The organism is Caulobacter sp. FWC2, assembly GCF_002742625.1.
Taxonomy (GTDB): domain Bacteria; phylum Pseudomonadota; class Alphaproteobacteria; order Caulobacterales; family Caulobacteraceae; genus Caulobacter.
Genome location: NZ_PEBF01000001.1, coordinates 309,520 through 329,230 on the forward strand (window position 1 = coordinate 309,520; position 19,711 = coordinate 329,230).

Genomic DNA, 19,711 nt, shown 5'->3' on the forward strand with positions numbered 1-19,711 from the left:
TACCCCCAGAAATAAGAGTTGCGCTAGAAGAGCCGCATGATCCGTCTTTTCGTTCCCAATGACCTCTCCGCCGGCGCCGGCGTCGTGCCCACCGTCGACCAGTCCCGCTACCTGACTTCCGTCATGCGTCTGGGTGTCGGCGCCGAGGTGCTGCTGTTCAACGGCCGCGACGGCGAGTGGCGCGCGACCATCGTCGAGTCGACCAAGCGCGGCTGCCTGCTGAAGGCCGAGGAGCAGGCCCGGCCCATGGCGTTCGGACCCGACCTCGAGCTGATCATCGCCATGGTCAAGCGCAGCCGGGTCGAGACCATCGTCGAGAAGGCCGCCGAGCTGGGCGCGCGTCGCGTGCGGCTGGCCATCACCCGACGGACCAATGTCGACTTCGTCAAGCTGGGCCGCCTGGACGCCATCGCCATGGAGGCCGCTGAGCAGACGGGCCGCCTGGACGTGCCCGAGGTCGCCGATCCAGAGAAGCTGGACAAGATTCTCGACGGCTGGGACCCGGCCCGGCGCATGGTGTTCTGCGACGAGGGCGGCGACGCCCTGCCGGCGATCCAGGCCCTGGCGGGAACCGGTGATCCGGCCGCCATCCTGATCGGCCCCGAAGGCGGGTTCGCACCCGAGGAACGCGAGCGCCTGCGGGGGCTTTCCTTCGTCACGCCGGTGTCGCTTGGTCCTCGCATCCTGCGGGCCGACACGGCCGCCATCGCGGCCATGACCCTGTGGCAGGCGGCGGCCGGAGATTGGCGGTAAAAATATATGGCGAAGGTCGCCCCTTGAGGTTCGCAAAGAAAACGCCCAACTGGGCGTGACCGAGTTTCCGTCGGCGGAGAGATGGGCCTCTCCTCCCGTAGCACTACACCCTGGGGAGGGACGGCTTGCATGGCCGACACCACTAGCGTTCAAGATCGTCAGCTGACGCTCGCAGACCTGACCGACTATTTTGCTCAAGGGTCCAAGCCCAAGGAGCGTTTCCGCGTCGGCGCCGAGCACGAGAAGTTCGGCTTCTATCTCGGCGCCAACGCGCCGGTTCCGTACGAAGGCGACAAGGGCGTGCACGCCCTGCTGACGGGGCTTCAGCGCTTCGGCTGGAAGCCCGTCATGGAAGGCGAGGTCATTATCGGCCTGGAGCGCAACGGGGCCAATGTCAGCCTGGAGCCGGGCGGCCAGTTCGAGCTCAGCGGCGCGCCGCTGCTGACCATGCACGATATCTGCGACGAGACCGGCCAGCACCTGGACGAGGTCAAGACCGTCGCCGACGAGCTGGGGCTGGGCTTCCTGGGTCTGGGCTTCTCGCCGGTGTGGACGCGTGGCGAGGTGCCGATCATGCCCAAGGGCCGGTACGTGATCATGCGCAATTACATGCCCAAGGTCGGCAATCTCGGCCTCGACATGATGCTGCGCACCTGCACGGTGCAGGCCAATCTCGACTTCTCCAGCGAAGCCGACATGGTCGCCAAGTTCCGCATGAGCCTGGCCCTGCAGCCGATCGCCACGGCCCTGTTCGCCAATTCTCCGTTCACTGAAGGCAAGCCGAACGGCTTCCTGTCGGCGCGCGCCAACGTCTGGACCGACACCGATCCGAACCGCACCGGCCTGCTGGATTTCGTGTTCGAGGACGGCTTCGACTTCGAACGCTACGCCCGCTATTCGCTCGACGTGCCGATGTATTTCGTCAAGCGCGGCGACAAGTATATCGACGTGGCCGGACGATCCTTCCGCGACTTCATCGAGGGCAAGCTTCCCGAACTGCCGGGCGAGATCGCCACGATCAAGGACTTCGCCGACCACACGACCACGGCCTTTCCGGAAGTCCGCCTGAAGACCTATCTCGAGATGCGCGGCGCCGACGCCGGCCCGTGGAGCCGCCTATGCGCGTTGCCGGCGCTGTGGACCGGGGTGTTCTACGACGACGCGGCCCTGGCCGCCGCCTGGGACCTCTGCAAGGACTGGTCGCTCGAGGACCGCGAGGGCCTGCGTCGCGACGTACCGAAGCTGGGCCTGAAGGCGACCGTCGCCGGTCGCACCGCCCAGGACGTCGCCAAGGACTTCGTGTCCATCGCCAAGTCCGGCCTGAAGAACCGCGCCCATATCAACGGCGGTTTCCTCGACGAGACCATCTATCTGGGCGAGCTGGAGCAGATCGCCGACAGCGGGATCACCCCGGCCGAGCGCTTGCTCTCGCTCTACAATGGCGAATGGCAGGGCGATATCAGCCGCGTCTTCACCGACTGCGCCTACTGAAATCCCGCTCGGCGGGCCGCCCACGTCCGGCCCGCTCAGCGCGGAGGGGCAACGAATCACGGTCACGCGCCTCGGCGGCGCGGCCGCCACCAGCCACGCGCACTGAGTTTCGCGCTCTAGAAGATCGCGCGTACGCCGACGATGATCCCGACCCAAAGGCCTGCAGCGGCCCCAAGCGCGAAGAGCCGGCCCCAGGCAAGGCGGCGGAAGGGGTGGGTCGCGTGAACAGCCCGATCATATGAGACGTAGGCCATGGTTTCCTCCGTGCTCCTCTGGCGGGAGCTGACCGCAAGGTCACGCTCCCAACAGTTAACAAGGGCTTAAAGGCCCAACTAAAGCGATCCGACGCCCTTGTAGGGTTGGTCGACATCGCGCTCGGCGTCTTCGTCATCGGGCATGGGCACGTTCGGCGCCCAATGTTCGGCCTGGCTGGCGCCCGAACCGCTGTCGGTGTGGCGGACCACCTCGTCGACGCTCGCCGCTTCGAGCTGGGCGGCGGTGCGCTCGCCCAGCTCGAACGCGACGTGCTCGGGATAGAAGGCCACGCGATCAGCGATCCGCCCGACCGCCGAGAACGGGTCCTCGTAGGTCCAGACGGCGTTCTCGATAACCTTGGCGTCGCGATAGATGGTGAAGTAGTTGGCGTCGCCCTTGTAGGGGCAGTGGGTCACCTTGTCGGTCCGGCGCAGGAACGGCATCTGCACGTCCTCCCGCGCGAAGTAGTAGACCGGCGGATAGTTGGCCTCCTTCAGGACCAGGACGTCGTCGCTGTCGGCGATCTCGTGGCCCTCGAACAGCACGCGCACGTTGGTCGGCGCGCGTTCGAGGGTGATGGGGTGGCTTTCGTCGGGGATCTTCATGGCGGTTCCCGTCCTAAAAAGGGTTCGCTGAGGAAAACGCGCGGGACGGCGGCCAAGCTCCCAATCCAAACATGGGTCCGTTTAGGTCAGCGGCAAGCCGTTGCTTGTGAAACCGTCAGCCGCGTGATCTTCTCCCCGCCAAATTGGGGTCGATGGGGCGATTTGACCGGAGCGCGTCGGGCGAAAGTGTATACGGTTTCGCCCGTCGGACGCGCTCCAAACCTAACAACAGCGGCCTTCCGCTCGCGGAAGCCGTTGGGGGGTCAGGTCCCGTCTCTCGTCATGTTCAAGGCTAGCGTATGAATATCGTTATCGCCGCGGGGATCCTGGTCACGCTCGTGACCGGCATTCCCGTTCTGGTCCAGCTGCTGCGCGGGCACCCGCGTGGCCTGATCATCTGCTTCCTGGCCGAGATGTGGGAGCGCTTCTCCTACTACGGCATGCGCGCCATCCTGATCTTCTATCTGACTCAGCACTTCCTGTTCGACCCCAAGGCCGCGTCCGGCCACTACGGCTCCTACACAGCGCTGGTCTATCTGCTGCCGCTGATTGGCGGCTTCCTGGCCGACAAGTGGCTGGGCACGCGCAAGGCCGTCGCGTTCGGCGCGATCCTGCTCGTCGCGGGTCACCTAGCCATGGCGATCGAGGGCAAGCCCGCCGTGCAGACCCTGACCTATCAGGGCGCGACCTACGAATTCCAGGCCGAGGGCCGGGGACAGGACCGCGTGGCCAAGCTGGTGGTCGCGGGCAAGCCCTATGATGTCGCCGCGACCAAGGCTGGCGACTTCCAGATCAAGGACCTGCCGGCCGGCGCGCCTTTGCCCGCCGTCCTCCAGAAGGCCGACTACAAGCTGGACGTGACGGGCCGCGATCCGCTGTACCTGAACATCTTCTGGTTCTCGCTGTCGCTGATCATCCTGGGCGTCGGCTTCCTGAAGCCCAACATCTCGACCATCGTCGGCCAGCTGTACCCGCAAGGCGACCCGCGCCGGGATCCGGGCTTCACCCTCTACTACTACGGCATCAACCTGGGCTCCTTCTGGGCCTCGATCCTCTGCGGCCTGCTGGGCGTGAATGTCGGCTGGTGGGCGGGCTTCGGCCTGGCCGGCGTCGGCATGCTGGCCGGCTTCGTGGTCTTCGTGCTGGGCAAGCCCTGGCTGGAAGGCAAGGCCGAGCCGCCTCAGCCCAAGGTCCTGAAGGAAAAGGTCCTGGGTCCCATCAACCGCGAGCTGGCCATCTACGCCGTCTCCCTGCTGGGCCTGATCGGGATCTTCTTCCTCGTGCAGTTCAACGCCGTGGTCGGCGTCGCCCTGAACATCGGCATCCTGGCCTCGCTGGGCTACATCGGCTGGTTCATGTTCCGCAAATGCGGCAAGGAAGAGCGCGAGCGCCTCGCCCTGGCGGTGTTCCTGATCTTCGGCGCGGTGGTGTTCTGGACGCTGTTCGAGCAGGCCGGCTCGTCGCTGAGCCTGTTCGCCGCGACCAACGTCCAGCTGGACCTCGTCCGCGAGCCCGTCCGGCTGTTCAGCGGCGCGGTGACCCTGGCCACGCCAGAGCAGCTGTCCAAGGCCGGCATCGACGCGGCCTCGACCTTCTGGGTCAACACCAGCTTCAACGCCCCGCAGACCCAGGCCCTGAACGCCGGCTGGATCCTGATCTTCGCGCCGGTCTTGGCCGCGCTCTGGACCTTCCTGGGCGCGCGCGGCAAGGACCCCAATCCGGTCGTCAAGTTCGGCCTGGCCCTGATCCAGGTCGGCGCCGGCTTCCTGCTGCTGCAGTGGGGCTCCACCTTCGCCGACGGCGCGTTCAAGATGCCGCTTATCTTCCTGGTGCTGATGTACATGCTGCACACCACCGGCGAGCTGTGCATGTCGCCGGTCGGCCTGTCGCAGATGACCAAGCTGTCGCCCGGCGCGGTGGTGTCGTTCATGATGGCCGTCTGGTTCATGGCCGTGGCCATCGCCCAGTGGGTCGGCGGCAAGATCGCCGGCTTCGCGGCCACCGAGACGGTCGGCGGCCAGGTGCTGGACCCCGGCGCGGCGCTCGCCGCCTCGCTGAAGGTCTTCAACATCATCGGCCTGGTGTCGGTGGTGATCGGGATCGGCTTCCTGCTGCTCTCGCCGGTGCTCAAGAAATGGTCGCACGGCGCCGACGACACCACGGGTCCGACGGTCGCCGACGCTTCGGGGGCCTAGGCTGAAAAGGACCGAAGGGCCCCAGCATGGACTGGGGCCCTTCTCACGAGGCGCGGAGGGGCCGCGCCTCGACCCCAGGTGGGACCGTCCTTCGCGGTGGCTCAAACCGCGAAGTCCGTTTCCGCTCCTACCCGAAGCTCGTCGGTGAAACCGTCGAGCCAGGGTGGCGATCGTCTTGCCGCTAGGGAAGTTACAAGCCCGACAGGTGGATTAAACCTTTGCAAGGTTGCGCGGCCGGGCGCTGGCCCATAGGTCCGAGACCCGATGGAGGGCCCGATGACCGACCTTGTGAAGCCGCTGACCACCGACGACCTGACCGGTCCAGACGGCGAGGCCCTGCTGGCGCTGAACAATGACCACGCCGTCGAGCTGTCGTGGCTTGAGCCCGAGCGGATGGCGCATCTGGTCGCCGAGGCCTTCGTGGCTCGCCGCGTGGGCTTGGCGGATGCGCTGCTGCTGACCTTCGATCACTCCGCCGACTACGACAGCGTCAACTACCTGTGGTTCCGTGAGCGCTATTCGGCCTTCGTCTATGTCGACCGCGTGGTGGTGGCCGACAGCGCGCGGGGCAGGGGCCTGGCGCGCGCGCTCTATGACGACCTGTTCTCGGCGGCCCGGTCGGCCGGGCACGACCGCATCGTCTGCGAGGTCAATTCCGACCCGCCCAACCCGGCGTCGGACGCCTTCCACGCCGCGCTCGGCTTCGTCCCCGTGGGGACGGCGCAGATCCACGGCGGGAAGAAGACGGTGACCTATCTGGAGCGGCGGCTCTAAACGGCCGTCCCGCCCACCGTCAGGCCGGTGATCTTCAGGCTGGGCTGGCCCACGCCCACGGGCACGCCCTGGCCGGCCTTGCCGCAGACGCCGATGCCGGGGTCGAAGTCGAAGTCGTTGCCGATCATCGTCACCCGGGTCAGGGCCGAGGGGCCGTCGCCGATCAGGGTCGCGCCCTTGACCGGGGCGGTGATCTTGCCGTCCTCGACGAGGTAGGCCTCGGTGCACTGGAAGACGAACTTGCCGTTGGTGATGTCGACCTGGCCGCCGCCGAAATTGGCGCAGTAGAGGCCGCGCTTCAGCGAAGCGATCATCTCTTGCGGATCGTCGGCGCCCGCCAGCATGCCGGTATTGGTCATGCGCGGCATCGGCATGTGGGCGTAGGACTGGCGACGACCGTTGCCGGTGGCCTTCATGCCCATCAGGCGCGCGCTCATGCGGTCGTGCATGTAGCCGACCAGGACGCCGTCCTCGATCAGCACTGTCCGTTCGGTCGGGGTGCCTTCATCGTCGATGGTCAGCGAGCCGCGGCGGCCGGCCAGCGAGCCGTCGTCGAAGACCGTGACCCCCTTGGCCGCCACGCGTTCGCCGATGCGGCCCGAGAAGGCGCTGATGCCCTTGCGGTTGAAGTCGCCTTCCAAGCCGTGGCCGACGGCCTCGTGCAGCAGCACGCCGTTCCAGCCCGGGCCGAGCACCACGTCCATCTCGCCGGCCGGGCAGGCGACGGCGTCAAGATTGACCAGCGCCATGCGCAGGGCCTCGTCGACCTGGTCCTGCCACTTGTCGGGGCTGATCCAGGCGGCGAAGCCAGCGCGGCCGCCGGCGCCGGAGCTGCCGCTCTCGCGGCGACCGTCCTTCTCGACGGTGACCTGGACATTGACTCGCACCAGCGGGCGGACGTCGCGGAGCAGCTTGCCGTCGGCGCGCAGGATCTCGACCACGCGGCGCTCGCCGGCCATCGAGGCCATCACCTGCACGACGCGCGGATCGCGGGCGCGGGCGAAGGCGTCGATCTCCTGCAGCAGCGAGACCTTGTCAGAGAAGTCCGGCGAATTGACCGGATTGTCCTCGCCGTACAGCGCCTCGTTGGTCGAGCGCGGGCCCTCGGCGCTGACACCGGCATAGCCGCGCTTGGCGAGGCTGGCGGAGCCCGCGGCGCGCCGGATGGCGGCTTCGGAGATTTCGGCGGCGTGGGCGAAGCCGGCCGTCTCGCCGGCCACGACGCGCAGGCCGAAGCCTTCGGCGCTGTCGTAGGAGGCGCTTTTCAGGCGGCCGTCGTCGAAGACGAAGGCCTCGCTCTCGGAGCGTTCGAGGAACAGCTCGCCGTCATCGGCGCCGGCCAGGGCCTCGCTCAGGATCGCCTGGGCGCGTTCGCGATCGACGCCGGCGGCGTCCAGGATGGAGGTGGCGGCCAGGGCCGAGGCGGCCAGGGAGGAGGCGGAGAGCGGAGCGTTCATGTGCCTACAGGTAGGCTTTCCGAACGCGTCCGTCACCCCGCCCCCTTTGTCACAGGCGATCTGATCCGTGTGGGATCAGTATTCCCGGCGCACTTCGCCAGAGCCGGTGATCTCGGTGCTGACCGTCTTGGGTTCGGTGCGCAGTTCGACGTCGCCGCTGCCGGAGATGTCGATCTTGGCCTTGTTCGTGGCGAACAAGGCCCCGCCGCCGCTGCCCGAGACGTCGAACACCGCGTCCTTGGCCTTCAGGTCGGACAGGTCGACGGATCCAGATCCGGAATTGTCCACCACAAGGGTTTCGACCCGGCCCTGCGCCTCGACGTCTCCGCTGCCGCTGACTTCGACGGCGAAGGTCGGGTGGTCGTAGCGCCGAATGTCGAGGTCCCCGGAGCCGCGCAGGTCGAACTTGGTTACGTCCGGCGCGATGATCGTGATCTTCACGCGCTCGGAGTCGCTCAACACACGCACGCCGAAGGCATTGATCGTGACCTGGGTATGCTCGTCGCGCGCGCCGTCATCAAGGCTGATGCGGCCGCCCTCGACGCGGAGCCGGTCAAGATAGGCCTTGGGTCCCGAGGCGACGATCTTGGCCTCCGCCCCCTGGATGAACACCACGTCGACCGGCAGGTCGATCTGAAGCGCGTCCTTGCCGGTCCAGGCGAAGGTGCGGTCCACGTCGGCCTCCGACCGCTTGTTCGAGATGTTGAAGTGATCGCCGGTGCGGATCACCCGGCCGTTCTCGCGGATCACGACGGTCTCTTCGTGATCGAGCGGGAAGGTCCAGCCGTTCTTGAGGAACTCGGGGCCGGCCAGCGCGGCGACCCCGGCGAAGCAGCCGATGGCGAGCACGAAGCTGGCGCCGGCGACGATGAGCGTATTGCGGATCAACATGGTCCCCTCCGAGCCGCTTAGGCTTGTTCAATGGCCGGCTTCAGGAGCCGGAAGTGCAGCCGGGCGTACCAGACGACCGCGTTGAAGACCCCGACCGTGATCAGGGTGAGCAGGGCGCCCAGGCAGGCGGCCAGGCCCATCAGGCCAAGCCCCGCCAGGAAGGCGGTGATCGGGCCACCGGGCGGTCCGGTCAGCGGGCCTGCGGCGAACACGAAGCCGCCGGCGATGAAGATGGTCACGACCGCGACCAGCATCCCAAACAGCACGCCCAGCACGCCCATCAGCAGGGGCAGCAGGAACATCACGTCCAGGGCGCCCAGGCCCAGCAGGGCCAGGACGGCGGCCATGGCGTTGGAGGGGTTCTTCTTCTCCTCCCACTGCTTCAGACCGGCCTCGGCGCGCATCTCGCGGGCCAGGCGGTCGGGATCGCCGAGGGCCGCGGCCGTCTCGGCCTCGCTGCGGCCCGCGGCTTGCGCATCGGCGAAGTGCGCCTCGTGATCGGCGACGATGTCGGCGATGGTGGTCACCGGCAGACCGGCGAGACCCCGGCGCAGGCGGATGATGAACTCGGCGCGGGTCATGCGGCGGCTCCCACGATGCTGTTGACCGCTTGCGAGAACGCCGACCATTCGGCCTTCTGCTGCTCCAGGCTTTGGCGCCCGACCGTGGTCAAGCGGTAGTATTTGCGAGGCGGACCACTCTGGCTTTCAACCAGGTAGGTCTCGACCAGGCCATCCGACTGCATGCGGCGCATCAGCGGATAGATCGTCCCTTCCCCCATATCGATGTCCCTCGTCAGCCTGCTGGCGATCTCGTAGGCGTAGCTGTCGGCGTGCGAGAGCAGGGCCAGCACGCACAGCGCCAGCACGCCTTTCTTCAGTTGGATTTCAATCGTTTCCGGCACGGCGTCCTTGCCTCCGTTGATGCTCCCTTCTACCGACAGGTACTGAGTGGTGCAAGGTACCTACTCATGAATGATACGTAATGATGCGGACGGGCGTTTTGGGCGTTGATGAGAATGGCTCGCGACTAGAGCGCCCCAGGCCGGGGATAACGGGCATTCCCATGCCCAGCGTGTGGCCTCTGCCGCTTGGCAACCGCTAGGGATGCGCGTATGCAGCCTCCGGACCAGTCCTTTGGGGCGGGCTGCCGTCGACGCGCGATTTTATGAGCGCGAAGTCGATTGCGGAGCGCTCTGGGATCGTAATGTACAAGTCGGCGCGGGGCGGCCTTGATCGGGCTCAAACCGCCGCCGAAACGGGCCGTGAGGGATATGAAGGCGCAATTTTCGGGGATTCAGCGGATCATGACGGGCGCGTCTGCCCTCGCCGCTACGATGCTGTTCGCGGGGAACGCCCTCGCCGAGGATCTGCTGGGCCAGCCGACGCCGGGGGCCATCGACCTTCAGCCGGCCGCCTCGGTCCTGAAGCACGACGCGATCCGCTTCCACAACCTGGTGCTGATGCCGATCATCACGGCCATCACCCTGCTGGTTCTGGGCCTGCTGATCTGGATCGTCGTTCGCTACAATAAGAAAGCGAACCCGGTCCCGGCGAAGTTCAGCCACAACACCACGATCGAGATCATCTGGACGGTCGTCCCGGTGCTGATCTTGATGCTGATCGCGATCTTCTCGTTCCGCCTTCTGTTCGCCTACAACAACATGCCCAAGCCCTACATGACCGTGAAGGCCACGGGCTATCAGTGGTACTGGGGCTACGAGTACCCGGACCAGAAGATCAGCGAAATCGTCTCGCTGCCGCTGACCAAGGAACAGGCCGACGCCAAGAAGGTCCCGTACCTGCTGGCCGCCGACAAGGCGATGGTGGTTCCCGTCAACCAGGTCGTCCGCGTCCAGGTCACCGGCGCCGACGTGATCCACGCCTTCGCCCTACCGGCCTTCGGTCTGAAGATCGACGCCATCCCGGGCCGCCTGAACGAAACCTGGTTCAAGGCCGAGAAGACCGGCGTCTACTACGGCCAGTGCTCGGAACTCTGCGGCGTCGACCACTCGAACATGCCGATCGAGATCCACGTGGTCTCGCAAGGCGAGTTCAACGCCTGGGTCAAGGAAAAGGTCGCGCCGCCGGCTCCGGCCGCCGCGCCCGCGGCTCCGGCTGCCGCAACCGTGACCCCCGCTTCGGCGCCCGCCGCTCCCGCTTCCGCTCCGGCCGCGGCTCCCGCCGCGCCGGCGGCCTAAGATACGATCGTAGGATAGAAGTCCGATGGCTCACGCCGCAGACACTCACGACGCGCACGGCGGTCACGACGACGCCGACCACAAGCCGCCCTTCATCGCCCGCTGGTTCTTCTCGACGAACCACAAGGACATCGGCACGCTGTACATCCTGTTCGCCATCATGGCGGGCATCGTCGGCGGGGCCCTGTCGGGCCTGATCCGCTGGGAGCTGATGCAGCCGGGCATCCAGGTGTTCTCGGACACCGGCATGCTGGCGCAGATGGGCATCTTCAAGGGCAAGCACGGCTATAACGCCGTGGTCACCGCCCACGCCCTGATCATGATCTTCTTCATGGTCATGCCCGCCATGATCGGCGGCTTCGGCAACTGGTTCGTCCCGATCATGATCGGCGCGCCGGACATGGCCTTCCCGCGGATGAACAACATCTCGTTCTGGCTGCTGGTCGCCGCTTGGGTCCTGCTGGTCACCTCGATGTTCGTCGACGGCGGCCCGGGCCGCGGCTTCGGCGGCGGCTGGACGATCTATCCGCCGCTCTCGACCATCGGCCACAAGGGTCCGGCCATGGACCTGGCGATCCTGTCGCTCCACCTGGCCGGCGCTTCGTCGATCCTGGGCGCGATCAACTTCATCACCACGATCTTCAACATGCGCGCGCCGGGCATGACCCTGCACCGCATGCCGCTGTTCGCCTGGTCGGTGCTGATCACTGCCTTCCTGCTGCTGCTGTCGCTGCCCGTCCTGGCCGGCGCCATCACCATGCTTCTGACCGACCGTAACTTCGGCACCCACTTCTTCGACCCGGCCGCCGGCGGCGACCCCGTCATGTTCCAGCACCTGTTCTGGTTCTTTGGTCACCCGGAAGTGTACATCCTGATCCTGCCCGGGTTCGGCATCATCAGCCACATCGTCTCGACCTTCTCCAAGAAGCCGGTGTTCGGCTACCTGGCGATGGCCTACGCCATGGTCGCCATCGGCTTCGTCGGCTTCGTCGTGTGGGCGCACCACATGTACACCGTCGGCATGAGCATCAACCTGCGCGCCTACTTCGTGGCCGCCACGATGATCATCGCCGTCCCGACGGGCGTGAAGATCTTCAGCTGGATCGCCACGATGTGGGGCGGCTCGCTGGACTTCAAGACGCCCATGCTGTGGGCGATGGGCTTCATCTTCCTGTTCACCGTCGGCGGCGTGACCGGCGTGGTCCTGTCGAACGCCGGCATCGACTACAGCCTGCACGACACCTACTACGTGGTCGCCCACTTCCACTACGTGCTGTCTCTGGGCGCCGTCTTCGCCATCTTCGCGGGCTTCTACTACTGGTTCGAGAAGATGTGGGGCGTGAAGTACAACGAGTTCCTCGGCTGCGCCCACTTCTGGGTGATGTTCGTCGGCGTGAACCTGATCTTCTTCCCGCAGCACTTCCTGGGCCTGCAAGGCATGCCGCGTCGCTACGTCGACTATCCGGCCGCCTTCGAGACGTGGAACTACTGGTCGACGGTCGGCTACATGATCACCGTCGCCGGCGTCGGCATCTTCTTGATCATGCTGCTGGAAGCCGCGATCCGTCGCCGCCCGGCGGAAGCCAACCCGTGGGGCGAAGGCGCCACGACGCTGGAATGGACCCTGTCCTCGCCGCCGCCGTTCCACCAGTTCAGCGAACCGCCGGTGATCAAGGAAGACGGCCACCACTAAGGCCGGCTTCCAGGTTTGACCTGAAGCAAAAGGGGGCGCGGTCGGGATCCTTAAGGGTCCGGGCCGCGCCCTTCGCCCATTCAAGACCGATATATTCACCCCGATGTCGAAGACCCTCGCCATGACCCCGGAGACCGTTCAGCCCGACGTGTCGCAGCCAGACCTGTCTCAGACAGCGCGTTGGCAGGACTACTTCCAGCTGATGAAGCCGCGCGTCATGTCGCTGGTGGTGTTCACGGGCCTGACGGGCCTGCTGGCCGCCCGCGCGCCGATCCATCCGGTCCTGGGCGCCATCGCGGTGCTGTGCATCGCCGTCGGGGCCGGCGCCTCGGGCGCGCTGAACATGTGGTACGACGCCGACATCGACCAGCAGATGCGCCGCACGCGCGGCCGTCCGGTCCCGACCGGCAAGGTCAAGGGCGAGGAGGCCGCCTCGCTGGGCGTGGTGCTCTCGATCCTGTCGGTGATGTTCCTCGGCTTCGCGATCAACTGGTTCGCGGCCGCCCTGCTGGCCTTCACCATTGTCTTCTACGCCGTCGTCTACACGATGTGGCTCAAGCGCTGGACGGCGCAGAACATCGTCATCGGCGGGCTGGCCGGGGCCCTGCCGCCCGCCATCGGCTGGGCCGCGGCCACGGGCTCGGCCCCGCTGAACGCCTGGCTGATGGTCGCCATCATCTTCTTCTGGACCCCGCCGCACTTCTGGGCGCTGTCGCTGTACGTCACCACCGACTACGCCAAGGCCGGGGTGCCGATGCTGCCGGTGGTCAAGGGCGCCAAGGAAACCCGCAAGCAGATCCTGCTCTACAGCCTTGTGCTGATCCCGATCTGCCTGACGCCGGTGCTGACCGGTCTGGGCGGCCCGATCTACCTGGCCGTGGCCGGTCTGGGCGGCGCGGTGTTCCTGATCCTGGCCTGGCGCGTCTTCACCAGCAAGGCCGGCGACGCCGCCGACCCGCGCGTGACCGACCGCGCCCTCTACGAGGTCACCGAGGACGAGAAGGCCGCCGGCTCGAAAGCCGCCCGCAACCTGTTCGCCTTCTCGATTCTCTATCTCTTCGCCATGTTCGCCGCCCTGCTGGGCGAAGCCGTGTCGGGCGTGCACGCCCTGGAGCTGCTCAAGTGAATCAACCTCTAGACACTCAAGCCAACAGGGACGCCGCCAAGAAGGCGCGGGACGGGCGCAACATCGCGCTTGGCCTGGGTCTCGTGGCCTTCGTCATCATGGTCTTCGTGGTCACCCTCGTGAGGCTCGGCGCCAATGTCGCCCACCCGCACCCCTAAGAAACGCACCCCCAAGGCGGACCTGACCCCGCAGGAGCAGACCGCGCGCCGCAACGGCAAGGTGGCCCTGATCTGCGCCGCCGCCTTCTTCGGCATGGTCGGCGCGGCCTATGCGGCCGTCCCGCTGTACAAACTGTTCTGCCAGGCGACCGGCTTCGACGGCACGGTCCGCAAGGCCGAAGCCAAGCCGGACAAGATCCTGGACCGCAAGGTCACCATCCGCTTCGACGCCAATATCCGCGAGCTGCCCTGGAAATTCCAGGCGCTGCAGTCCAGCCAGGACGTGCGGATCGGCGAGACGGGCCTGGCCTTCTTCAAGGTCACCAATCCCACCGACAAGCCGATGACCGGCCGGGCGCTCTACAACGTGGTGCCGGAATCGGCGGGGCCGTACTTCCAGAAGCTGGAATGCTTCTGCTTCTCCAGCCAGACGATCCAGCCCCACCAGACGGTGGAGTTCCCGGTCGTCTATTTCGTGGATCCGCAATATGTGAAGGATCCCGAGACCGTCGGAAAGAACGAGATCACGCTCAGCTACACGTTCTTCCCCGCCGTCGATGACGGCAAGAAGACTAAAGTTGCGGCTGCGGCGACACCGCGCATCGTGGAACCCCTTGGCGGCGCACCGTCCAGGGGGCTATAGCGTTTCAGAACGACCACGGCGCGGGGGACCAGCGACCGTGATCAGAGGGATATAAGGGTTAGCAGCAACATGGCCGGCGCCGTCAAACACGACTACCACATCCTTCCGCCCAGCCCGTGGCCCTTCGTGGGCTCGGCCGCAGCCACCGTCATGGCCATCGGCCTGATCGGCTGGATCAAGGGCGGCGTTCTCGGCATCGAGAAGGGCAACTGGGCTATCTTCGCCGCCGGCATCGCGGGCGTGCTCTACACCATGTTCGGCTGGTGGTCGGACGTGGCCAAGGAAGCCAAGGCCGGCGACCACACCCCGGTCGTCTCGATCGGCCTGCGCTACGGCATGATCCTGTTCATCGCTTCGGAAGTGATGTTCTTCGTGGCGTGGTTCTGGATGTTCTTCGAGATGGCGCTGTTCCATCATCACCGCACCCTGTCGGCGATCGAGGAAGTCCGCACCGCCTGGGCCACCTGGCCGCCCGCCGGCGTCGAGACTGTCTCGCCCTGGCACCTGCCGCTGGTCAACACCCTGACCCTGCTGCTCTCGGGCACGACCGTCACCTGGGCCCACCACGCGCTGCAGGTCGGCGACCGCAAGGGCGCCAAGTGGGGTCTGATCCTGACCGTGCTGCTGGGCGCGCTGTTCACCTGCATCCAGGTGTACGAGTACAGCCACATCAACCACGAGCAGCTGTTCTATTCGGAAGCGGCCGTGAACTCGGGCCTCTATGGTTCGACCTTCTTCCTGGCCACCGGCTTCCACGGCTTCCACGTGTTCGTCGGCACGATCTTCCTGGTCGTCTGCCTGATCCGCCTCATGAACGGCGCCTTCACGCCCAAGCAGCACTTCGGCTTCGAAGCCGCCGCCTGGTACTGGCACTTCGTGGACGTGGTCTGGCTGTTCCTGTTCGCGTTCATCTACGTGATCTTCGGGGCCTCGCCCCACTAGAGCCCTCATGAGAGGGCTCTAGCCTCAAAGTTTGAGCGCGGCGACGCGCTCGGGGGTCGCAAGATCCTGAGGGGCCCGGAGCGCGGATCAGCGTTCCGGGCCTTTTTCGTTTCAAGGCTAGGCCTGACATGACCAAGACCAATCCCTATGCCGCCGGCGCGCGCGGCCTGTGCCCCAACTGCGGCGAGGGCCACCTGTTCGCGGGCTTTCTGAAGGTCGCCCCCTCCTGCGAGGCCTGCGGTTTCGACCTGGGCAAGTTCGAGACCGGCGACGGGGCGGCGACCTTCGTCATCCTGATCGCCGGATCGGTCTGCGCCTTCGGGGCGCTGTTCTCGATGTTCGCCTGGAACTGGCCGATCTGGGCGCTACTGATCGTCTGGTTGCCCGCCGTAGTGATCATCAGCCTGGGCCTGATGCGGCCGGCCAAGGGCCTTATGGTCGCCGCCCAGGTCGCCCACAAGGCCTCGGAGGCCGGCAGGGACCATGTCTGACGCCCTCAAGAAGCCCGGCTTCCCGATCGGCCTGACGATCGCCACGGCGATCGCCTTCGCCCTCCTCTGCGGCCTGGGCGCCTGGCAGCTCCAGCGCCTGCACTGGAAGGAGGGCATCCTCGCGCGGATCGAGACCCTGAAGACCGCGCCGGCCTTGCCGCTGATCCAGGCGCTGACGGCGCAGGCCCGCGCCGACGATCTGGCCTGGACCCGGGTGAGCGTCGATTGCGGCGACGTCGCCGGCCAGCCCCTGCCGCTGGTCTATGGCGTTCGAGACGGCGACGTGGTCTGGCGCGCCCAGGCCCCCTGCGCCGTCCTGGCCGGCCCCTACAACATGATCCTGGTGGACCGTGGCGTCGTCCCGGCCCTGACGGGCCAGGTCGCGCCGCCGCCGCGGTCCTTCGACGCGCCGCGCCGCGTCGTCGGCGTGCTGATGCCGATCAAGCAGCTGGGCGGCGACCGGGCCGAAATCCTGAAGCGCTTTCCCGGCCGCCAGCCCGCGCCCCTGGTCCTGATGGCCGAGAGCGAGGCCCCCGCGCCGGCCGGAATCACGCCTGCGCCGTTGCCGGCAGAAATTTCCAATCGGCACTTGGAATACGCTCTTACGTGGTTCGGTCTTGCCGTAACCCTGCTGTTTATCTATGCCGCCATGCTCTGGCGGAGAGTGAGACCCTGATGCGCTACGTGTCGACCCGCGGACAGTCCGCGCCCATCGGCTTCCTGGACGCGGTGCTGGCCGGCCTGGCCCCCGACGGCGGCCTGTACGTGCCCAACGAGTGGCCCAGCTTCTCGGCCGCCGAGATCGCGGGCTTCGCGGGCCAGTCCTACGCCCAGGTGGCCGCCGCCGTGGTCGGCAAGTTCGTCGGCGACGACATCCCCAAGGATGTCCTGTTGCAGATGTGCGAGGAGGCCTACGCCACCTTCGCCCACACCGCTGTGACGCCGCTGAAGCAACTGACCCCGAACCGCTACCTGCTGGAGCTGTTCCACGGTCCGACCCTGGCGTTCAAAGATGTGGCGATGCAGCTGCTGGGCCGCCTGTACGACTACGTGCTGGAACGCCAGTCGCGGAAGATGACCATCATCTGCGCCACCTCTGGCGACACCGGCGGCGCGGCCGTCGAAGCGTTCCGGGGCCGCAAGAACGCCCGCATCGTCGCCCTCTTCCCGGAGGGCCGCATCAGCGAGGTGCAGCGCCGGTTCATGACCACGGCCGTCGACGCCAATGTGGCCTGCATCTCGGTGCTGGGCTCGTTCGACGACTGCCAGGCCATCGTCAAGCAGGCCTTCCAGGACGACCAGTTCCGTCATGCCGTGGACCTGTCGGGTGTCAACTCGATCAACTGGGCGCGGATCGCAGCCCAGAGCGTCTACTACTTCACCTCGGCCGTCGCCCTGGGCGCGCCGAATCGCCAAGTGGCCTTCGTGGTGCCCACGGGCAATTTCGGCGACGCCTACGCCGCCTTCGTGGCCAGTAAGCTGGGTCTGCCGATCCACTCGGTGACCGCCGCCACCAATTCGAACGACATCCTGGCCCGCGCCATCGAGACGGGCCGCTATTCGCGCGGCGCCGTGGCCGCGACCCAGAGCCCGGCCATGGACATCCAGGTCGCCAGCAACTTCGAGCGCCTCTATTTCGAAGCCGTTCGCCGCGACGGCACCGAGACCGGCCGCGCCTTCCGCGCCTTCGCCGACACCGGTCTGCTGGACATCCCGCCGGGCGCCCACGCCTGGATGCGCGAGCTGTTCCGTGGCGCGTCGGTCAGCGAGGCCGACACCGCCAAGACCATGCTCTCGACCCTGAACGAGACCGGCGAGGTCATCGACCCGCACACCGCCGTCGGCCTGGCCGCCGCGCAGGGCGTGGACGTCCCGGCCTCAGTCCCGGTGGTGGTGCTGTCGACCGCCCATCCGGCCAAGTTCCCCGAAGCGGTCCAGGCCGCCACGGGCCTGGCCCCGGCCACGCCGCGGGCAACGCCGGACCTCTCGAAGAAGGCGGAAAAGTTCGAGCGCCTGCCGGCCGATAGGTCGTCCATCAAGGCCTTCGTGCGGACCTTCGCGGCCAATACTTGAGCCTGGGCTAGTGTTTAGGCGCGCGAGCGCCTAGATACCGCCGCTCATGACCACGATCCTCCGCACCCTGCCCAATGGCGTCCGCGTCGTCTGCGACCCGATGCCGGGCCTCGAAACCCTGGCCCTGTCCGTCGTGGCGGGGCGCGGGGCCGCCTATGAGGATCCGGCGCGGTCGGGCTGGTCGCACCTGCTGGAACACATGGTGTTCAAGGGCGCGGGCGGCCGCTCGGCGCGCGACATCGTCGAGGTCATCGAGAACCAGGGCGGCTCGATCAACGCCGCCACCGGCTATGAGCGCACCAGCTTCCAGGTCCGGGCGCTGAAGGGCGGCCTTGACCTCGGCATGGACGTCATCGCCGACCTCGTGCGCCGTCCGACCCTGGATCCGGCCGACCTGACCCGCGAGAAGCAGGTCGTCGCGCAGGAGATCGCCGAGGCCGCCGACGCGCCCGACGACTACGTCTTCGACCTGATCCAGCGTTCGGCGTGGGGCGACCACCCGGTGGGGCGTCCGATCCTGGGCAGCGACGCCACGGTCGAGGCCGCCACGGTCGAGGCCCTGTCCGACTGGCGCGCCCGGCTCTACGCCGCAGACCACCTGGTGGTCTGCGCCACGGGCGCGGTCGACGAGGCCGAGCTGATGGCCGCCGCCGAGCGCGCCTTCGGCGACCTGCCCGCCACGGCCGGCGCGCCCGTCCCGCAAGCCGCGGCCTTCATCGGCGGCCCCCAGGCCGAGACCCGCAAGCTGGAGCAGGCGCACCTGGTGTTCATGCTGCCGGCCTGCGGCGCGCGCGAGCAGGACTATTTCGCCCTCCGGATCTTCGCCGAGACCCTGGGCGGGGGCATGTCCTCGCGCCTGTTCCAGGAAGCGCGCGAGAAGCGCGGCCTCGCCTACAATATCGACGCCTATGCCGACACCTATGCCGACCACGGGGCGCTGGGCATCTATGCCGGCTGCGCCGCCGGCGACGCGGTCGAGACCGCCAAGGTCTGCGCCGAGGAATTGGTCAAGCTGGCCGAGCGCATCAGCGACGCCGAACTCGCCCGCGCCAAGGCCCAGCTGAAGGCCCACATGTTCATGGCCCGCGAGCAGCCGCTGTCGCGCGCGGAGCAGGGGGCAGGGCAGGTGCTGTTGTTCAACCGCCTCTATCCGACCTCGGAACTCGCGGCCGAGGTCGACGCGGTGACCCCCGCTGACGTCGCTCGCCTCGGCCAGCGCCTGCTGAGCGGTCGGGCCGCGACCGCCGTGCTCGGCGCCAAGTCGGCGTTGAAGGCCGGCGAGGCGTTCAGCAAAGCGTTGTCCTAGCCCGCTCGACGTCGGAAGGTGGCGGCGGTGACCAGATCAGAGCTTCGTCCTTGTCCGTCCTCCTGCCGTTCCTGAAAACCCGTCCCCGCCTGCAGCTTGAGGGCCGCGCCGTCTATCTGCGGCCGCCGCGTCCGCAGGACCATCGCGCCTGGGCCGCCCTGCGCGCCAAGTCCCGTTCCTTCCTGGAGCCTTGGGAGCCGACCTGGCCCGAGCACGACCTCACTCGCGGCGCCTTCCGGGCCCGACTCGCGGCCTATGCCCGCGAGCTGGAGCTGGGCGAGGCCTATCCGTTCTTCATTTTCCGTCGGTCGGACGACGCCCTGGTCGGCGCCGTGCGGCTTTTCCACGTGCGACGTGGCGTCGCTCAGACCGGCGCGATCGGCTACTGGGTCGGGCAGTCCTTTACACGGCAAGGCCTGATGAGCGACGCCGTCGAGACCTTGATCCGTTTTGCTTTCAGGGGTCTAGGGCTCCACAGACTTGAAGCGGCGTGCATGCCGCAGAACGCCGCCTCGGCCGCCCTGTTATTGAAATGTGGGTTTTCCGAGGAAGGATATGCGCCGGCTTATTTGAAAATTAACGGCGGTTGGCGAGATCATCGTCTGTTCGGCATGGTCGCGCCTGAGTAAGTGGCGTGACCCGACTGACGAGTTTTTGG

Annotated in this window: 21 protein-coding genes and 1 pseudogene; 16 read left to right on the forward strand and 6 right to left on the reverse strand. The window is 67.0% G+C overall.

What is annotated here, in order from left to right:
• The first annotated feature begins 36 nt into the window (after positions 1 to 36).
• The gene (locus tag CSW62_RS01565) at positions 37 to 753 is read left to right on the forward strand and encodes a 16S rRNA (uracil(1498)-N(3))-methyltransferase (RefSeq protein WP_099575464.1); all 717 of its coding nucleotides are present in this window, start codon (positions 37 to 39) and stop codon (positions 751 to 753) included.
• A gap of 129 nt (positions 754 to 882) precedes the next feature.
• Positions 883 to 2,244, forward strand: coding sequence for a glutamate--cysteine ligase (locus tag CSW62_RS01570; RefSeq protein WP_099575465.1), 1,362 nt, complete (start codon positions 883 to 885; stop codon positions 2,242 to 2,244).
• 116 nt (positions 2,245 to 2,360) lie between these two features.
• Here CSW62_RS01570 and CSW62_RS26500 read toward each other — a convergent pair whose 3' ends face one another.
• Both CSW62_RS26500 and CSW62_RS01580 read right to left on the reverse strand, forming a co-directional pair.
• Positions 2,361 to 2,498: a hypothetical protein gene (locus tag CSW62_RS26500; protein WP_099575466.1), complete on the reverse strand. Its 138-nt coding sequence runs from the start codon at positions 2,496 to 2,498 to the stop codon at positions 2,361 to 2,363.
• Between the two features lie 78 nt (positions 2,499 to 2,576).
• Positions 2,577 to 3,104, reverse strand: a complete 528-nt coding sequence (locus tag CSW62_RS01580) for a DUF427 domain-containing protein (protein WP_099575467.1) — start codon at positions 3,102 to 3,104, stop codon at positions 2,577 to 2,579.
• A gap of 81 nt (positions 3,105 to 3,185) precedes the next feature.
• On the opposite strand from CSW62_RS01580, the pseudogene CSW62_RS27350 reads away from it, so the two are divergent.
• The 3 genes and pseudogenes from CSW62_RS27350 to CSW62_RS01590 all read left to right on the forward strand — a co-directional run.
• A pseudogene (locus tag CSW62_RS27350) lies at positions 3,186 to 3,263 on the forward strand (hypothetical protein); the annotation flags it as partial.
• 140 nt (positions 3,264 to 3,403) lie between these two features.
• Positions 3,404 to 5,299, forward strand: a complete 1,896-nt coding sequence (locus CSW62_RS01585) for a peptide MFS transporter (protein ID WP_099575468.1) — start codon at positions 3,404 to 3,406, stop codon at positions 5,297 to 5,299.
• A gap of 276 nt (positions 5,300 to 5,575) precedes the next feature.
• Positions 5,576 to 6,073 (forward strand): GNAT family N-acetyltransferase, encoded by a 498-nt coding sequence (locus CSW62_RS01590; protein WP_099582133.1) that lies wholly within the window; start codon positions 5,576 to 5,578, stop codon positions 6,071 to 6,073.
• Here the strand turns inward: CSW62_RS01590 and tldD are convergent.
• The 4 genes from tldD to CSW62_RS01610 form a co-directional block, all read right to left on the reverse strand.
• Positions 6,070 to 7,530, reverse strand: a complete 1,461-nt coding sequence (gene tldD / locus CSW62_RS01595; protein WP_099575469.1) for a metalloprotease TldD — start codon at positions 7,528 to 7,530, stop codon at positions 6,070 to 6,072. The genes CSW62_RS01590 and tldD overlap by 4 nt on opposite strands.
• Positions 7,531 to 7,605: 75 nt before the next feature.
• The gene (locus tag CSW62_RS01600) at positions 7,606 to 8,421 is read right to left on the reverse strand and encodes a GIN domain-containing protein (protein WP_099575470.1); all 816 of its coding nucleotides are present in this window, start codon (positions 8,419 to 8,421) and stop codon (positions 7,606 to 7,608) included.
• A gap of 17 nt (positions 8,422 to 8,438) precedes the next feature.
• Complete coding sequence (locus CSW62_RS01605) at positions 8,439 to 9,002, reverse strand: DUF1700 domain-containing protein (protein WP_099575471.1); 564 nt, start codon at positions 9,000 to 9,002, stop codon at positions 8,439 to 8,441.
• Entirely contained in the window at positions 8,999 to 9,325 is a 327-nt protein-coding gene (locus tag CSW62_RS01610; RefSeq protein ID WP_099575472.1) for a PadR family transcriptional regulator, read from the reverse strand. The genes CSW62_RS01605 and CSW62_RS01610 overlap by 4 nt, the downstream gene beginning before the upstream one ends.
• 369 nt (positions 9,326 to 9,694) lie before the next feature.
• Here CSW62_RS01610 and coxB point away from each other — a divergent pair, with 369 nt between their 5' ends.
• The 11 genes from coxB to CSW62_RS01665 all read left to right on the forward strand — a co-directional run bounded on the left by coxB (position 9,695) and on the right by CSW62_RS01665 (position 19,682).
• Complete coding sequence (gene coxB / locus CSW62_RS01615) at positions 9,695 to 10,621, forward strand: cytochrome c oxidase subunit II (RefSeq protein WP_099575473.1); 927 nt, start codon at positions 9,695 to 9,697, stop codon at positions 10,619 to 10,621.
• A 25-nt stretch (positions 10,622 to 10,646) separates the two neighbouring features.
• Positions 10,647 to 12,314 (forward strand): cytochrome c oxidase subunit I, encoded by a 1,668-nt coding sequence (ctaD, locus tag CSW62_RS01620; protein WP_099575474.1) that lies wholly within the window; start codon positions 10,647 to 10,649, stop codon positions 12,312 to 12,314.
• Between the two features lie 103 nt (positions 12,315 to 12,417).
• A complete protein-coding gene (cyoE, locus tag CSW62_RS01625; protein ID WP_099575475.1) occupies positions 12,418 to 13,440 on the forward strand; it encodes a heme o synthase in 1,023 nt (340 codons plus the stop codon).
• Positions 13,437 to 13,598 carry a hypothetical protein gene (locus CSW62_RS01630; protein ID WP_099575476.1) on the forward strand — a complete coding sequence of 54 codons (162 nt, stop codon included), beginning with the start codon at positions 13,437 to 13,439 and terminating at the stop codon, positions 13,596 to 13,598. Before cyoE ends, CSW62_RS01630 begins: the two co-directional genes overlap by 4 nt.
• Entirely contained in the window at positions 13,576 to 14,241 is a 666-nt protein-coding gene (locus CSW62_RS01635; protein WP_099575477.1) for a cytochrome c oxidase assembly protein, read from the forward strand. Before CSW62_RS01630 ends, CSW62_RS01635 begins: the two co-directional genes overlap by 23 nt.
• 69 nt (positions 14,242 to 14,310) lie before the next feature.
• Complete coding sequence (locus CSW62_RS01640) at positions 14,311 to 15,183, forward strand: cytochrome c oxidase subunit 3 (protein WP_099575478.1); 873 nt, start codon at positions 14,311 to 14,313, stop codon at positions 15,181 to 15,183.
• Positions 15,184 to 15,311: 128 nt separating this feature from the next.
• Positions 15,312 to 15,674 carry a DUF983 domain-containing protein gene (locus tag CSW62_RS01645; protein ID WP_099575479.1) on the forward strand — a complete coding sequence of 121 codons (363 nt, stop codon included), beginning with the start codon at positions 15,312 to 15,314 and terminating at the stop codon, positions 15,672 to 15,674.
• Positions 15,667 to 16,350 (forward strand): SURF1 family protein, encoded by a 684-nt coding sequence (locus CSW62_RS01650; RefSeq protein ID WP_099575480.1) that lies wholly within the window; start codon positions 15,667 to 15,669, stop codon positions 16,348 to 16,350. Before CSW62_RS01645 ends, CSW62_RS01650 begins: the two co-directional genes overlap by 8 nt.
• Positions 16,350 to 17,747 carry a threonine synthase gene (thrC, locus tag CSW62_RS01655; protein WP_099575481.1) on the forward strand — a complete coding sequence of 466 codons (1,398 nt, stop codon included), beginning with the start codon at positions 16,350 to 16,352 and terminating at the stop codon, positions 17,745 to 17,747. The genes CSW62_RS01650 and thrC overlap by 1 nt, the downstream gene beginning before the upstream one ends.
• Before the next feature lie 46 nt (positions 17,748 to 17,793).
• A complete protein-coding gene (locus CSW62_RS01660) occupies positions 17,794 to 19,053 on the forward strand; it encodes a pitrilysin family protein (protein ID WP_099575482.1) in 1,260 nt (419 codons plus the stop codon).
• Positions 19,054 to 19,103: 50 nt separating this feature from the next.
• Positions 19,104 to 19,682, forward strand: coding sequence for a GNAT family N-acetyltransferase (locus tag CSW62_RS01665; RefSeq protein WP_099575483.1), 579 nt, complete (start codon positions 19,104 to 19,106; stop codon positions 19,680 to 19,682).
• Positions 19,683 to 19,711: the final 29 nt, after the last annotated feature.

Bases quoted from the DNA above. Each gene is read 5' to 3' on its own strand.
- CSW62_RS01640 (WP_099575478.1), top strand. From the start codon at position 14,311: ATGGCCGGCGCCGTCAAACACGACTACCACATCCTTCCGCCCAGCCCG.
- CSW62_RS01585 (WP_099575468.1), top strand. From the start codon at position 3,404: ATGAATATCGTTATCGCCGCGGGGATCCTGGTCACGCTCGTGACCGGC.
- thrC (WP_099575481.1), top strand. From the start codon at position 16,350: ATGCGCTACGTGTCGACCCGCGGACAGTCCGCGCCCATCGGCTTCCTG.
- CSW62_RS01650 (WP_099575480.1), top strand. From the start codon at position 15,667: ATGTCTGACGCCCTCAAGAAGCCCGGCTTCCCGATCGGCCTGACGATC.
- cyoE (WP_099575475.1), top strand. From the start codon at position 12,418: ATGTCGAAGACCCTCGCCATGACCCCGGAGACCGTTCAGCCCGACGTG.
- CSW62_RS01645 (WP_099575479.1), top strand. From the start codon at position 15,312: ATGACCAAGACCAATCCCTATGCCGCCGGCGCGCGCGGCCTGTGCCCC.
- CSW62_RS01605 (WP_099575471.1), bottom strand. From the start codon at position 9,002: ATGACCCGCGCCGAGTTCATCATCCGCCTGCGCCGGGGTCTCGCCGGT.
- CSW62_RS01570 (WP_099575465.1), top strand. From the start codon at position 883: ATGGCCGACACCACTAGCGTTCAAGATCGTCAGCTGACGCTCGCAGAC.
- CSW62_RS01565 (WP_099575464.1), top strand. From the start codon at position 37: ATGATCCGTCTTTTCGTTCCCAATGACCTCTCCGCCGGCGCCGGCGTC.
- CSW62_RS26500 (WP_099575466.1), bottom strand. From the start codon at position 2,498: ATGGCCTACGTCTCATATGATCGGGCTGTTCACGCGACCCACCCCTTC.
- CSW62_RS01600 (WP_099575470.1), bottom strand. From the start codon at position 8,421: ATGTTGATCCGCAATACGCTCATCGTCGCCGGCGCCAGCTTCGTGCTC.
- CSW62_RS01590 (WP_099582133.1), top strand. From the start codon at position 5,576: ATGACCGACCTTGTGAAGCCGCTGACCACCGACGACCTGACCGGTCCA.
- CSW62_RS01580 (WP_099575467.1), bottom strand. From the start codon at position 3,104: ATGAAGATCCCCGACGAAAGCCACCCCATCACCCTCGAACGCGCGCCG.
- ctaD (WP_099575474.1), top strand. From the start codon at position 10,647: ATGGCTCACGCCGCAGACACTCACGACGCGCACGGCGGTCACGACGAC.
- coxB (WP_099575473.1), top strand. From the start codon at position 9,695: ATGAAGGCGCAATTTTCGGGGATTCAGCGGATCATGACGGGCGCGTCT.
- CSW62_RS01660 (WP_099575482.1), top strand. From the start codon at position 17,794: ATGACCACGATCCTCCGCACCCTGCCCAATGGCGTCCGCGTCGTCTGC.
- CSW62_RS01635 (WP_099575477.1), top strand. From the start codon at position 13,576: ATGTCGCCCACCCGCACCCCTAAGAAACGCACCCCCAAGGCGGACCTG.
- tldD (WP_099575469.1), bottom strand. From the start codon at position 7,530: ATGAACGCTCCGCTCTCCGCCTCCTCCCTGGCCGCCTCGGCCCTGGCC.